Origin of the sequence: Roseateles sp. (assembly GCF_052436255.1) — a bacterium.
Lineage (GTDB): Bacteria > Pseudomonadota > Gammaproteobacteria > Burkholderiales > Burkholderiaceae_C > Pelomonas.
In genome coordinates, this window is the sequence record NZ_JBQVNP010000010.1 from 23,828 (window position 1) to 36,951 (window position 13,124).

General features: G+C 67.8%; 9 protein-coding genes and 1 other RNA gene. 4 read left to right on the forward strand and 6 right to left on the reverse strand.

Annotation, left to right across the window (positions count from 1 at the left end):
* The first annotated feature begins 9 nt into the window (after window positions 1-9).
* Window positions 10-106: signal recognition particle sRNA small type (gene ffs, locus ACT6S0_RS04355), an RNA gene on the forward strand.
* Between the two features lie 134 nt (window positions 107-240).
* Here ffs and ACT6S0_RS04360 read toward each other — a convergent pair.
* The 6 genes from ACT6S0_RS04360 to hrpA all read right to left on the reverse strand — a co-directional run bounded on the left by ACT6S0_RS04360 (window position 241) and on the right by hrpA (window position 10,462).
* Entirely contained in the window at window positions 241-654 is a 414-nt protein-coding gene (locus ACT6S0_RS04360) for a hypothetical protein (protein ID WP_444762671.1), read from the reverse strand.
* A 30-nt stretch (window positions 655-684) separates the two neighbouring features.
* Window positions 685-1,620 (reverse strand): OmpA family protein, encoded by a 936-nt coding sequence (locus ACT6S0_RS04365; RefSeq protein ID WP_444762672.1) that lies wholly within the window; start codon window positions 1,618-1,620, stop codon window positions 685-687.
* Window positions 1,621-1,639: 19 nt separating this feature from the next.
* Window positions 1,640-2,047 (reverse strand): DUF4398 domain-containing protein, encoded by a 408-nt coding sequence (locus ACT6S0_RS04370; protein ID WP_444762673.1) that lies wholly within the window; start codon window positions 2,045-2,047, stop codon window positions 1,640-1,642.
* A gap of 138 nt (window positions 2,048-2,185) precedes the next feature.
* Window positions 2,186-4,567, reverse strand: coding sequence for a protein kinase domain-containing protein (locus ACT6S0_RS04375; protein ID WP_444762674.1), 2,382 nt, complete (start codon window positions 4,565-4,567; stop codon window positions 2,186-2,188).
* 10 nt (window positions 4,568-4,577) lie between these two features.
* Window positions 4,578-6,353 carry an HDOD domain-containing protein gene (locus tag ACT6S0_RS04380; protein WP_444762675.1) on the reverse strand — a complete coding sequence of 592 codons (1,776 nt, stop codon included), beginning with the start codon at window positions 6,351-6,353 and terminating at the stop codon, window positions 4,578-4,580.
* A gap of 164 nt (window positions 6,354-6,517) precedes the next feature.
* The gene (gene hrpA / locus ACT6S0_RS04385) at window positions 6,518-10,462 is read right to left on the reverse strand and encodes an ATP-dependent RNA helicase HrpA (RefSeq protein WP_444762676.1); all 3,945 of its coding nucleotides are present in this window, start codon (window positions 10,460-10,462) and stop codon (window positions 6,518-6,520) included.
* A gap of 15 nt (window positions 10,463-10,477) precedes the next feature.
* On the opposite strand from hrpA, the gene argA reads away from it, so the two are divergent.
* From argA to ACT6S0_RS04400, 3 genes are all read left to right on the forward strand, one after another.
* Window positions 10,478-11,821 (forward strand): amino-acid N-acetyltransferase, encoded by a 1,344-nt coding sequence (argA, locus tag ACT6S0_RS04390; protein ID WP_444762677.1) that lies wholly within the window; start codon window positions 10,478-10,480, stop codon window positions 11,819-11,821.
* 76 nt (window positions 11,822-11,897) lie between these two features.
* Complete coding sequence (locus ACT6S0_RS04395) at window positions 11,898-12,176, forward strand: oxidative damage protection protein (protein WP_444762678.1); 279 nt, start codon at window positions 11,898-11,900, stop codon at window positions 12,174-12,176.
* Window positions 12,177-12,594: 418 nt separating this feature from the next.
* A complete protein-coding gene (locus ACT6S0_RS04400; RefSeq protein WP_444762679.1) occupies window positions 12,595-12,891 on the forward strand; it encodes an H-NS histone family protein in 297 nt (98 codons plus the stop codon).
* Window positions 12,892-13,124: the final 233 nt, after the last annotated feature.

Below are 13,124 nucleotides of genomic sequence, written 5' to 3' on the forward strand. Positions count from 1 at the left end.
ATGGTCAGCGACGGGCCTCCCCGCATGGAAGCGCGCCCAACCGGGTCAGGTGGGGAACCAAGCAGCCCTAAGCGTTGCAACCAGTGCCGGGGTCAGGCTCGTCACCCTCCCCTCCCTCACCTACGATCTTGACCGCAGCGATATCTTCGCGGTCGCGCAAGGTCGCTCCTCGGCCGCCTGACTGATCCCCAAAGAAAAAGGGGAGGCTCGTGCCCTCCCCTTTGTCGCCAGCGCCGTGAGCTAGTTTGGCGTCTTCGGGATGTCGGTCGACCGCACCGTCAGCGACTTGATCTGGCCACCGCCGCTCACGCTGCCGTCTACCTGTCCTTCACGCACACGACGCTCGCACAGCTCGCGGTCCTCTCCGCGCTGCGCCTGGCAGCGCTTTAGCGCGTTGGCGGCCCACTGCTCGGCCCGGTCGTCGGCGGGGACCAGCTTTCCTTGGCGGGCTTGGGCATACGCCGCCCCGGCTTCGCGCAGGCACACGTCGCGTGGCTGGGTGGTCTTGGCGGTCAGGCAGTCAGCCTTTTCCCGCTCGTACTGCAGGCGCAGTGGATCGGCGTTCTTCGCCGCGGGACCGGCCGCCTGGGCGAGACCGCCGCAGGCCAGCAGGCCCGCAAGCAGCCATCGGCAAGTCAGTGAACGTCCTGTCATCGCCATCTCCTCAAGGTGGAAGACACCAACTCAGCCACGCGAGCGAACCGGCTGGTTGTCGTTCGAGATGTAGACCTCGACGCGACGGTTCATGGCGCGATCCGAGGTGCTCGAGTTGCTGGCCACCGGGTATTGCTCGCCATAGCCGCGCGTGGCGATGCGGGCCGGGTCCACGCCGCGGGCGCGCAGCGCGTCAGCCACCGCTTGCGAGCGGCGCTGCGACAGCACCATGTTGGTTGAATCGCTGCCCGTGCTGTCGGTGAAGCCCTCGATCAGCACACGACGGTCCGCGTGTTGGTTGAGGTAGTTGGCCAGCTTGCCGATGGCCTCCTGCGCGGCCGGCCTGATCTCGGCGCGCCCCGTCTCGAACAGCACGTCACCCAGCGTGACGAGCATGCCGCGGTCGGTCTGCTTTGCCTGCAGGTCAGACAGCTCGCGCTGCAGAGCCTCGGCCTGCGCCTGAGCTTGTGCGGCGGTCAACGTGGCCGCTGCGGCTTGCTGGCGCGCGACATTGGCATCGGCGTTGGCATTGGCAGCCTGGGCTTGAGCTGTGGCAGCCTGGTTCTGTGCATTGGCAGCCTGAGCCTGGGCGCGGCGCGCACGCTCGGCGTTGGCATCGGCCCGCGCCCGCTCGCGGTCGGCCTCGGCAGACTTGATGGCCTCTTCGTCGGTCTGGGCCTTGGCCAGGGCCATCGCAGTGCGAGCCTGGGTGGCGGCCACATAGGCGGCTGAATCGATATCGGCGGGCGCTTCGCGCTTGACGCTGAGTTCATCGGCACGGCGCAGCGAGTCGGCGGCCTTCTTCAGCTCCAGCGGCGCGTACTTGGCGACTGCGGGATCGGCCTCGGCGCTGCGCACGGTAGCGCGCGCCTGCTGCAGTTGCGGCGTGACGGTGGGCGTGCTCGCACAACCGGCAAACAGGGCAGCGGCGGCGGCTAACGCGGTCAGGGTCTTGATGTTTCGCATGGCAATCCTCTTATTCAATTCAGGAACGGTTCAGCTGCGACTGCAATTGCTGGATGCTTTCGCGCACCTCAGACAAGGCACGTCCAGAGCGAGCCGAGCGCGCGGTGGCCTGGGCCAGCGCCGCATCTGCGGCAGCCTGATCGGCAAGTTGACGTGCCAGCACGTAGTCCTTGCGGGCCATCGCCTGGTTGGCGCGCGCCAGCTTGTCGCGCGCCGCCGCCAGTTCAACAGGCGCATCGGCGGAATTGCCCGTGGCCTGCTCGACGGAGGCGTTGGCAACCGCCATCTGTTCCTTGGGGGCGTCCGCCGTGGTCGAGCATGCCGACAGAGCTGCAGCAGCAAATGCCGCCAAAAAAACAGCTCGGCCATTCGTCGAATGGTGATTCATAGGAACTCCTGTAGTTTGAATTCCCCGGCGTCCGCGCATCACGCCCCACCGGGGTCGGGTTCTTTGAGGATGCCCATCCAGTATTCGCCGGCGCTGGTGTGCCACCCGTCAGTGCTCAGCGGCAACGGGTGTGGGAGATGCCCTACAGCTGCCGCGATGCAGCGGCGTGCAACGACCTCAGCCGGTTGCTTGGCGAAAGGCCATCACGGCCTGGTTGCGCAGCGTGCGCAGCAGGGACAGTTCCTTCTCGCCAAGCTGCACGGCACCGGCCTGAGCATGGTCGGCGTAGATCAGGCCCAGCGGCGAACCCTTGAGAACGAGAGGCAGCAGCAGAAAGCTCTGCGCCTGCAGTTCGCCACGGAACCAGCTCGGCAATCGCGTGGCGATGTTGGCGGCCCGCGCGTCCTGGATCAGCGTGTCGACGCCCTTCAGGCAGACCGCGGCGAACAGGTCCGGCGGCTGCGCGGTCAGCTCCACACGCAGCTGCGGCGCCAGGCGCTCGACATCGGCCCCCACACCGAGTCGGCCGGTCAGCGCCTGGCCGCGCGCATCACGCAGGCAGAAGATGACGCGGCGGAAGCCCAGGGCGCGGTAGACGGTCTCCAGGATCATGCGCAACACCGCGTTGAGCTGGAAGTTGTCGACCATGGCATCGGTGATGTCCTGCACCCCGGCAGCCAGCAGTTGGGTGGCCTGGTCGGCGGCGGAGGTCCTGCCCTTGTCCTGGATGCGCTCCAGCACCTGGGTCGGCGCGAGTTCATGGGCCGTCAGCGAGTCGTGCACCGAGGGCGTCAACGGCGCCAGCAGGCGCTGCGCCCGCGAGTCCTGGGGCAGGTGCAGCTCCAGTGCCTCGGTCATCTGCGCGAGATGCTGGCGCGCGGTGTCCGCCGCCTGCTCGAACGCCTCGGCGCTCAGGCCCAGTGCGCGCGCATGGCGCTGGGCCATCGCGCGCAGCTTGGCATGGGCTTGCTCGGGCGGCGTGTTCAGGATCAGGTCGGCCATGTCGTTGCTGGCGCGTGCCAGCCAGCGCTGGCGTTCAGCGCCTTCTTCCAGCAGCCGCTGCGGTGCCTCGCCCACGGGCCGGCGCATGGCGCGTTGCAGACTGTCGGGCAGGCCCCACTGCTTGGCCACACCCAGGCCGAGTGCCTCGTAGCTCATGCCGAGCACCTGCGACGACGCCGCGGCCTCGTTGATGGCGGACTGGCCCTCCTCGGGCGGGCTGACCAGGCGGCGCACGGCGTCGGCCTCTTCCGGGAAATAGAACTCGGTCAGCGAGCGACCCAGGTGATGGAACATGGCGCCAAGGAAGGCCTCCTCGGCCTCACGCGGGTTGGCGCAGAGCTCACGCGCCAGCGAGGCCGCCATCAGCGAGCGCAGATAGTCCTCGCGCAGCCGCTTGGCATGGCTCTTGTTCTCCATGCGCTCCAGCAGCACCAGGCTCAGAGCCAGGTTGCGGATGCCTGCAAAGCCGATCAGCGCCACCGCCCGCGACACCGTGCTGATGCCGCCGCCACCGGCATGCCGGTACTGCGCCGTGTTGACCAGGCGCAAGAGCTTTTGCGTCAGCGCCACGTCCTTGAGGATCTCGTTGGTCAGGCTGGCCAGGCTCTCGTTCTCGGACTGCGTCAGGCGCTGGATGCGGCCGATGGCGTCGGACAGCGCCGGGAAGTCGCTCTTGTGGCGCATGCGGCGCAGCAGGAAGTCCAGCACCGGCGCGTCGGGCGCGTCGGCGGCCGGCTCGGCCACGGGGCGCAGCCAGGCGGCCAGCGCGTCGCGCAGCAGCGCCACACTGGGCCAGCGCGCCGACGGCTCGCGGGCCAGGCCACGTTGCACGACGGCACGCAGTGCGTCGTCCACGCTGGGGTCCAGGCCCGAGGGCAGCAGAAGATCTGTCGTTTGCACGCGCTGGATGGCCCGCCAGGGGTCGGGGTCGTGGTTGAGGCGCTGGCCGCTCAACATCTCGGCCAGCATGATGGCGGCGGCGAACACGTCCATTTGCGGATGCGGCGGCGCACCGCGCGCCGCTTCGGGCGAGATATAGCCTGGCGTGCCGACGATGCGCGACGGCGCGTTGGCGTCGGTCGACACCCGTGCGGCAATGCCGAAGTCCATCACGCGCGGCCGACCGCGGGCGTCGATCAGGATGTTGCTGGGCTTGAGGTCGCGGTGCACCAGGCCGGCGGCATGGGCAGCGGTGAGGCCGTCCAGGATGCCCAGCATCAAGGTCACGGCCTCCGCCGCCGTGGGGCGCGGGCCGGCGCGCAGGCGCTGTGTCAGCGTGCCACCGGAAACGTATTCGAAGACCAGGTAGGAACGCCCGCCCTGGGCGTCGGCCTCGAAGACCGGCACGATGTTGGGATGGGTCAGGCGGCTGACGGCGCGGGCCTCGTGCAGCCACTCGTCCACGCTGCCGGGTTCGGCCGCGGGCTTGAGGAGCTTGACGGCGACCTCGCGGTCCAGCAAGGGGTCATGCGCCAGCCAGACCGTCGCCTGAGCGCCCTCGCCCAGGCGCTGCATCAGGCGGAAACGGCCGAGTTGAGGAGGCAGGTCGTCGATCATGCGGGCGCGCTCAGGAACCACCGCGGGCTGACAGGCGTTCGCGCAGCGATGAAGCGGACGATGCGGCCTCGTCCGCCGGCCTGGTGGGCACAGGCGGCTTTTGCGTGCCCGGGTTGAGCGCGTCCATGACCTCGCGCAGACCGACGCCCAGGGCCTTGGCATAGCGCCGCGTCGCGACCTCCAGCGCCGGGCGGCGGCGCGCCTCGGGCAGGCCGAGGGCATCGACCAGCTCGTTGGCAAAGCTGCAGGTCAGGCGGATGGCGTCGGCATCGCTGCGTGCCGGATGCACGAGCGCGTCCTGCGGCTGGCGGCGGATCATCTGCAGCAGCTCGTCGCCCAGGCCCCAATGGCGGGCCACGGCAATGCCCAGCGCGTCGAGATCGCAACCCAGCACGGCATAGGCGGCCGCCTGCTCGCTCATCGCCACGGGCTTGGGCTGCTCCTCGGTGGGCTCGGGAGGCACCATCAGCTGGCGGATCTGCTGGGCGTCGTCGGGGAAGTGGTACTGCAGCAGCAGGCGGCCGAGGTTTTGCATGACCGTGATCAGGTGCACCACCTCGCCGTCATACCCGGCCGGACGCAGCGCCTGGGCGATCTGGGCGGCCTTGGTGACGCGCGCCATCAGCTGGCGCAGCATCTCGGCGGCCACGGCGGCCAGCGGCCCCGGCCAGGGCTTGAGTGCATTGGCCGCCAGTTGCACGCCGTCCAGGCCCAGCATCTGGATGGCGCGCTGCATGTTGAGCACCGTCTCACCATGGTGGCCCGCCTGCTTGAGCGCGTTGTTGACGCGGCGCACCAGCTCCAGGCTCAAGGCCATGTCCTTGAGGACGAACTCGGACAGCGCGCTGGCGTGCTGGGCCTCCAGGCCCGACCCGCCGGTCAGGCGATGCAGGCCGGACCGCGTCGTGGGCAGGTGGCCGATGCGCTGCAGCTTGTCCAGCAGCAGCACGACCGGGCCACCGTCGTCGTGGGCGGCCGCCTGGCGCCAACCGTCCAGCGCGCGCCAGAAGCTGCGCGCCAGGTGGTAGCGCTGGCGCAGCTGGCGGTCGGTGGCGCGGTTGCAGATGGCGCGCAACGGGTCGGGAATCGGGTGGGGCGTCTCCCAGCCCAGGCGCACCATCTCTCGCCCCAGGGGCTGCATCTGCTGCACGACGTGCTGCAGGTCGTCTTCCTCAAGAACCGGCTTGCCGCTGAGGATGCGGTGGAGCAGCAGGCCGACGCAGAGCACGTCTTCCTCGGCCGACTCGCGCACGGCGCGGCGGGTCACCGCGTTGAAGTCGCCCGTGGCAGGGAAGACCTCCTGCGCAACTTCCAGCCCGGCCAGGCGCACCTTGTCGCCCGCGTCGATGACCAGGCACGCCGTCTGGATGTCACGATGGGCATGGCCGGCATCATGGGCAAAGGCCAGACCTTCGAGGAGCTGGGCAACCCAGCCGGCGGCGTCGAGGGGCAGAGGCGCGTTCTGGCGCGCCAGGCGCTCATCCAGGGTTTCGCCCAGGGCCCGGTCATAGGCGATGTAGGGCCAGTTCTCGACCTGGTCGATCTCGAGAACCGGCGCCAGGTTGGGATGCTGCACGCGCCCGCCGGCCTGCGCCATGCGCAGCCAGTGCTCCAGCGCTGCCGCACTGTTGGGTTTCTCGCGCGGCATGCACAGCATCAGCTCCTGGCCATGGCGCGAATCGAAGACGCGCCACATCAGGCTGCGGGCGCTCTTGGACAACAGCGCGAGCAACTCGAAGCGCCCAAAGCTTCTGAGCGACGTGGCGGTGGGCTGGGATTCGGGCACGGTGCAGGCGAGATCGTGGCAGTTACAGATGTAGCCCGCATTGGACTCCAGGCTGGCACCCTAAGAAGGGCAGTGCAGACCCTGAATTGCGATGGATTTCTGCGGCAGTCCAGGTCCCCGCGTGCCCGACCCGGGCGAGCCGGCCGGTGCCAGGCAGTCTCACTTCATGACAGCTGAGACCAGACCTTGTCGAGTCGTTTCACGCTCACCGGCTGCGGTGTGCGCAGTTCCTGGGCGAACAGGCTGACCCGCAATTCCTCCAGCTGCCACCGGAAATCATCCAACCGGGCATCGCGCACGCCCTTGAGCTCGGCAAGCCGGCGGGTGTAACGCTGTTCCAGCGGCTTGACCTCGCTCATCAGCCTGGTGTCGCGGGCGGGGTCGGCCCGGAGCTTGTCCAGCCGGGTTGTGATGGCCTTCAGGTAGCGCGGCAGGTGTTGCAGCTGGGACCACGGCGTGTCCAGCGCAAACCGTTTGGGCACCAGGCGCTGCAGCTGAGCCGTGATGTCGTCACCGACGTCCTTGGCCGGACGCGAGTCTTTGAGCTTGCGCGTCGCCTGGGCCAGTTCCTGCAGCACGGCATGGGCGGCTCGGGCGACTTCCTGGGCGATGAGGTTGAGCCGGCTTCGGCCTTCCTCGATGCGCTTCCTGAAAGACATCGGGTCGGTCGGCAGCGGGTCGGCCAGGAAAGCGCGGTCCAGCGCCACGCCGATGATCTGGTCGCGCAGCTCTTCGGCCGTGCCCAGCCCCATGTAGAGCACCGACATGCGCTGCAGGTCGGGGATGTTCTTCTCGAGGAACTTGAGCGGCTCCTTGAGCTGCAGCGCAATCAGTCGGCGCAGCCCGGCGCGGTGCCGGGCTGCAGCCACCTCGGGCTCGTCGAAGACCTCGATCTCGACATGGGCCCCCTTGTCGATCAGTGCCGGGAAGCCGATCAGGGTCTGGCCACCCTTCTTCACTTCCAGCAGCTCGGGCAGCTCGCCGAAGGTCCAGTCGGTGTAGGCCAGGGCGGCGTCGCGCACGGGTGCTGCGGGTGTGACGATCTCGGCGCGGATGCCGCGGCCCTCAACGGGCGCCGGCTTCGGCGCCGCCTCGGCGGCGGGCAGCTTCAACGCGGCCAGCGCCTGGAATGCCGACCTCGCCTGCCCGCCCAGCTCCGCCTTCAGCGCGGCAAGCTGCCGGCCCTGGCCGAGCTGGCGGCCATGCTCATCGACGACGCGGAAGTTCATGAACAGATGGGCGGGGAGCTGCTCGAGCTTGAAGTCGTTGCGCTGCACGGCAATCTGGCTGCGGTCCTTCACGGCCCGCAGCAGCGTGTCCACCAAACCACCCTGGCAAAACGGCTGCAGCTCAATGAACTCGGCGACAAAGTCCGGCAACGGCGTGAGACGCGCGCGCGGCTTCTGATGCAGACTCTTCAGCAGCGCCGTCACCTTGGCGGCAAGCATGCCGGGCACCAGCCATTCGGCGCGCTCCTCGCTGACCTGGTTGAGCGCAAAGATCGGCACGGTCACCGTCAGGCCGTCGCGCGCGTCGCCGGGCTGGTGCAGATAGGTCGCCGCGCAGTCCACGCCGCCCAGGCGAATGACCTTGGGGAAGGCCTCGCTCGTGACGCCCGCGGCCTCGTGGCGCATCAGCTCGTCCTGGCTGAGCTGCAACAGCTTGTCATTGCCCTTGCTGGCCTCGCGCCACCACTTCAGCAGCGTCGCGCCGCTGAACACATGGGCGGGCAGCTTGTCGTCGTAGAAGGCGTAGATCAGCTCGTCATCCACCAGCACGTCCTGCCGGCGCGACTTGTGCTCCAGCGCCTCCACCTTGGCGATCTGGCGGCGGTTGTGGCCGAGGAAGGGCAGCTGCCGCACGAGTTCGTCCGGCAGGTCGTCGTTGACCAGGCCCTCGCGGATGAAGATCTCGCGCGCGGCCCGCGGGTCCACGCGGCCGAAGTTCACGCGCTTGTTGCTGTAGAGCACGATGCCGTAGAGCGTCGCCCGCTCCAGCGCCACCACCTCGGCGGCCTTCTTTTCCCAGTGCGGCTCCAGCAGCTGGGTCTTGATCAGGTGGCCGGCGATGGGTGGCAGCCACTGCGGCTCGATGTTGGCGATGCCGCGGCCGTACAGGCGCGAGGTGTCGACCAGCTCGGCGGCGACGATCCAGCGGCCCGGCTTCTTGGAGAGGTGGGCGCCGGGGTGGCGATAGAACTTGATGCCGCGTGCGCCGAGATACCAGTCCTCGTCATCGCTCTTCTGCCCGATGTTGCCGAGCAGGCCGGCCAGCATCGACAGGTGCAGCTGCTCGTAGGTGGCGGGCGTCTGGTTCAGGCGCCAGCCGTGCTCGGTCACGACGGTGAGTAGTTGGGAGTAGACATCGCGCCACTCGCGCACACGGCGCGGGCTGATGAAGTTCTCGCGCAGCAGCTGCTCGTGCTTGCGGGCCGACAGCTTGTGCTCGGCGCCTCCACCGCGGCTTTCCTCCAGCCACTTCCACAACTTCAGGTAGCCGACGAACTCGCTCTTCTCGTCGTCGAACTTCTTGTGCTTTTCGTCGGCGGCCTGCGCCGCCTCCATCGGCCGGTCGCGGACGTCCTGGCCGGTCAGCGCCGAGGCGATGACCAGCACCTCCGACAGCGCCTCGCGGTTCTTGGCCTCCAGGATCATGCGGCCCACGCGCGGGTCCAGCGGCAGGCGCGACAGCTCCTTGCCCAGTGGCGTCAGCTCGTTGTTGTCGTCCGTCGCGCCCAGCTCGGCCAGCAGCTGGTAGCCGTCGGCAATCGCCTTCGGGCGAGGCGCCTCCAGGAAGGGGAAGCGCTCGACCTCGCCCAGGTGCAGCGCCTTCATGCGCAGGATGACGCCCGCCAGGCTGGACCGCAGGATTTCCGGGTCGGTGAACCTGGGCCGCTCGTTGAACTCCTTCTCGCTGTACAGGCGAATGCAGATGCCGTTGGCGACCCGGCCGCAGCGACCGGCGCGCTGGTTGCTCGCCGCCTGGCTGACCGGCTCGATCAGCAGCTGCTCCACCTTGTTGCGGTAGCTGTAGCGCTTGACCCGCGCCAGGCCGGGGTCGATGACGTAGCGGATGCCCGGCACCGTGAGCGACGTTTCGGCCACATTGGTCGCCAGCACGATGCGACGCTGTCCGTGCGGCTCAAACACGCGGTCCTGCTCGGCCTGCGACAGGCGCGCGAACAGCGGCAGGATCTCCACACCCGGCGGGTGGTGCTTGCGCAACGCCTCGGCCGCCTCGCGGATCTCGCGCTCGCCGGGCAGGAAGACCAGCACGTCGCCCCCACCCTCGCGCCACAGCTCGTCCACCGCGTCAGTGATCGCGTTGTTGACGTCGTACTCTCGGCTCTCCTCGAACGGCCGGTAGCGCTGCTCGACCGGGAACAGCCGCCCCGACACCGTCAGCACCGGCGCCGGGCCCTTGCTCGACGCGAAGTGCCTGGCGAACCGGTCCGCGTCGATGGTGGCCGAGGTGACGACGATCTTCAGGTCGGGCCGGCGCGGCAGCAGCTCGCGCAGATAGCCCAGCAAGAAGTCGATGTTGAGGCTGCGCTCGTGGGCCTCGTCAATGATGATGGTGTCGTAGGCCTTGAGCAGCGGGTCGCTCTGGGTCTCGGCCAGCAGGATGCCGTCCGTCATCAGCTTGACCGAGGCGTTCTTGGCCAGCCGGTCCTGGAAGCGCACCTTGAAGCCGACCACCTCGCCCAGCGGCGTCTTCAGCTCCTCGGCGATGCGCTTGGCCACGCTGCTGGCGGCGATGCGCCGCGGCTGGGTGTGGCCAATCAGGCCGCCGCCGTTGATGCGCCCGCGGCCCATCGCCAGCACGATCTTGGGCAGCTGCGTCGTCTTGCCTGAGCCGGTCTCGCCGCAGACGATGACCACCTGGTGCTCGGCCATCGCCGCGGCGATCTCGTCCCGCCGGGCACTGACCGGAAGGCTTTCAGGGAATGAAATGGAAAGAGCCGGCTGAGGAATTTGTTCGCCCCCACGCCCGTCTTCCGACGGGCTCCCCCCCGAGGGGGCTGTGCCGCCTTGGGGGCGGCCCGGCGCCGGCGCGCGCCGGCTCTCACTGCGTTCTGAACTCATTGCCGCCGATTGTCCCGCAGCCATGGAGAATCCCGCCCCATGACCGGTCTCGTCTTCCCTCACACCTTCGTGCCCTGGTTCCGCGCCGTGGCACCGTACATCCATGCCTACCGTGGCGAGACCTTCGTCGTCGGCATGCCGGGCGAGCTGATTGCGGCGGGCAAGCTGAACGCGTTCGTGCAGGATCTCGCCATCCTGCACGCCATGGGCATCAAGATCGTCCTGGTGCACGGCTTCCGCCCCCAGGTCAACGAGCAACTCGCCGCGAAAGGTCAGACGCCGCGCTTCAGCCACGGCCGCCGCATCACTGATGCCGTGGCGCTGGACTGCGCGCAGGAGGCCGCCGGCCAGCTGCGTTTCGAGATCGAGGCCGCCTTCAGCCAGGGCCTGCCCAACACGCCCATGGCCAACGCCACCGTGCGGGTCGTCTCGGGCAACTTCCTGACCGCACGCCCGGTCGGCATCGTCGACGGCGTGGATTTCGAGCATTCCGGCCTGGTGCGCAAGGTCGACGGCGCTGCCATCCAGCGCGCCATCGACATCGGCGCCATCGTGCTGCTGTCCCCATTTGGCTTCTCCCCCACCGGCGAGGCCTTCAACCTGTCGATGGAAGACGTCGCCACGTCAGCCGCCATCGCGATGCAGGCCGACAAGCTGCTCTTCGTCTGCGAAGTGCCTGGCGTGCCCGAGAACCCGGCCGACCCCGACAGCGCCATCGACACCGAACTGGCCCTGGCGGACGCCGAGCGCATGCTTGCCAGCGCCGGCCCGGCACCCGAACCGACCGACGTCGCCTTCTACCTGCGCCACTGCGCCGACGCCTGCCGCGCCGGCGTCGAGCGCTCGCACATCATCCCGTTCGCCGTCGACGGCGCGCTGCTGCAGGAGGTCTACACCCACGACGGCATCGGCACCATGGTCGTTGACGAGAAGCTGGAGAGTCTGCGCGAGGCCAGCGCCGACGACGTGGCGGGCATCATTCAGCTCATCGAGCCCTTCGAGCGCGACGGCACGCTGGTCAAACGCAGCCGGACCGAGATCGAGCGCGATGCCGAGCTCTACACGGTCATCGAGCACGACGGCGTCATCTTCGGCTGCGCGGCGCTCTACCCTTATGTCGAAGCGCGCACGGCCGAGATGGCCGCGCTGACGGTGTCCGCCGAAGTGCAGGGCCAGGGCGACGGCGACCGGCTGCTGAAAAGAATCGAACAGCGCGCCAAGGCCATGGGCCTGGACAGCATCTTCGTGCTCACTACGCGCACCAAGCACTGGTTCATCAAACGCGGTTTCCAGCAGGTCGATCCCGAATGGCTGCCCGAGGAACGCAAGCGCAAATACAACTGGGACCGGCGTTCGCTGGTGCTGGTCAAGAGATTCAACTAAGCCCAACCGCTGCGGTCGAAACGGCCGGCGCGCTAAAGTGCCGGCCGTTTTCTCATTTTGTGTTCAGGAGTCCGCCATGCCCCGCGTCGTTCAATGCGCCTATCTGAAGAAGGAAGCCGAAGGGCTGGACTTCCCGCCCTACCCCGCCCACACCGAACTGGGCAGACGAGTCTGGGAAAACGTCAGCAAGGAAGCTTGGGCAGCCTGGATGAAGCACCAGACCATGCTCGTCAATGAAAACCGACTGAACCTTGCCGACCTGCGCGCCCGCCAATACCTGATGCGCCAGGCTGAACAGTTTTTCTTCGGCACGGGTGCCGAGACGGTGGCGGGCTACGTCCCGCCAACGAACTGACTCAGCCGAAAAACTGGCGGATCGCCCGTCTCTGTGCAGCGCAGGCGATGCGATCACGACAGTTTTTCTTTGGCACGGGGTGCCGAAACGCTGGCCGGCCACTGGCGCCTTAACTGAGGCGCCGCTATTGTCTTGAGCGCCTGCCGACATATTGAAGAGCGCGCCTCTTGCGATAGCGCCTCAAGTAAGACCGTGCCGGCGCAAGTGAATGTGGCAGCTTCAATTCGAAGGCGTGCCAATTTCGCGGCGTTGATTGCAAACCCGTCGTCCAATCCCAACGAAAACTCTTGCTTGATTCCTTAGCTCGCGATTTAATTCAGCCGCGGAGATAATCGCCGGGCCCCGCGCCCAGCCCCTCCGAGGCCTCGATGCTTTCCATCGGGCGTCTCACCGGTCAAATCGCAAGAGGAATAGCAGCATGTCCAATCTCAAGGAACTTCTGGCTCAACGCGCGGCGCTTGATGAGCAAATCAGCCAAACCAAGGAGCGTGAACGCGGTGAAGCTGTAGCCAAGGTCAAATCCTTGATGAGCGAATATGGCCTGACGGTAGCGGATCTCAGCATGCGCACCCCCAAGCCGGTCAAGGTCTCCAAGGTCGCCGCCAAATATCGCAACCAGGCCACCGGCGAAACCTGGAGTGGCCGCGGTCTGCAGCCGAAATGGTTGAAGGCAGCCATCGCAGGCGGCGCCAAGCTGACGGATTTCGCGGTCTAAAGCGGGCCGAGCGACTGACCTCGCCCGTGCCGCATTCAGGTTTAAGCGGGTTCTCGCGCCCCGGACGCTGAAGGCGCACCACCCTAAGCAGGGGCCATCTTTGGGATGGCCCCTTTCTTTTGCGGCGGACACCGCGCCTAAACTGCGCCATGCCTTTCGTCACCTTGTTCGAAGCCAAAGCTCGCGGGTTTCTTCGGGGTGCGCTGGCTCATTGCAGAAACGAAATTCCGCCG

What these genes read in the sequence shown, in the direction of transcription:
- ACT6S0_RS04360 (WP_444762671.1), bottom strand. Translation starts at nt 654, where the DNA reads ATGACAGGACGTTCACTGACTTGCCGATGGCTGCTTGCGGGCCTGCTG.
- ACT6S0_RS04365 (WP_444762672.1), bottom strand. Translation starts at nt 1,620, where the DNA reads ATGCGAAACATCAAGACCCTGACCGCGTTAGCCGCCGCCGCTGCCCTG.
- ACT6S0_RS04370 (WP_444762673.1), bottom strand. Translation starts at nt 2,047, where the DNA reads ATGCGCGGACGCCGGGGAATTCAAACTACAGGAGTTCCTATGAATCAC.
- ACT6S0_RS04375 (WP_444762674.1), bottom strand. Translation starts at nt 4,567, where the DNA reads ATGATCGACGACCTGCCTCCTCAACTCGGCCGTTTCCGCCTGATGCAG.
- hrpA (WP_444762676.1), bottom strand. Translation starts at nt 10,462, where the DNA reads ATGGCTGCGGGACAATCGGCGGCAATGAGTTCAGAACGCAGTGAGAGC.
- argA (WP_444762677.1), top strand. Translation starts at nt 10,478, where the DNA reads ATGACCGGTCTCGTCTTCCCTCACACCTTCGTGCCCTGGTTCCGCGCC.
- ACT6S0_RS04395 (WP_444762678.1), top strand. Translation starts at nt 11,898, where the DNA reads ATGCCCCGCGTCGTTCAATGCGCCTATCTGAAGAAGGAAGCCGAAGGG.
- ACT6S0_RS04400 (WP_444762679.1), top strand. Translation starts at nt 12,595, where the DNA reads ATGTCCAATCTCAAGGAACTTCTGGCTCAACGCGCGGCGCTTGATGAG.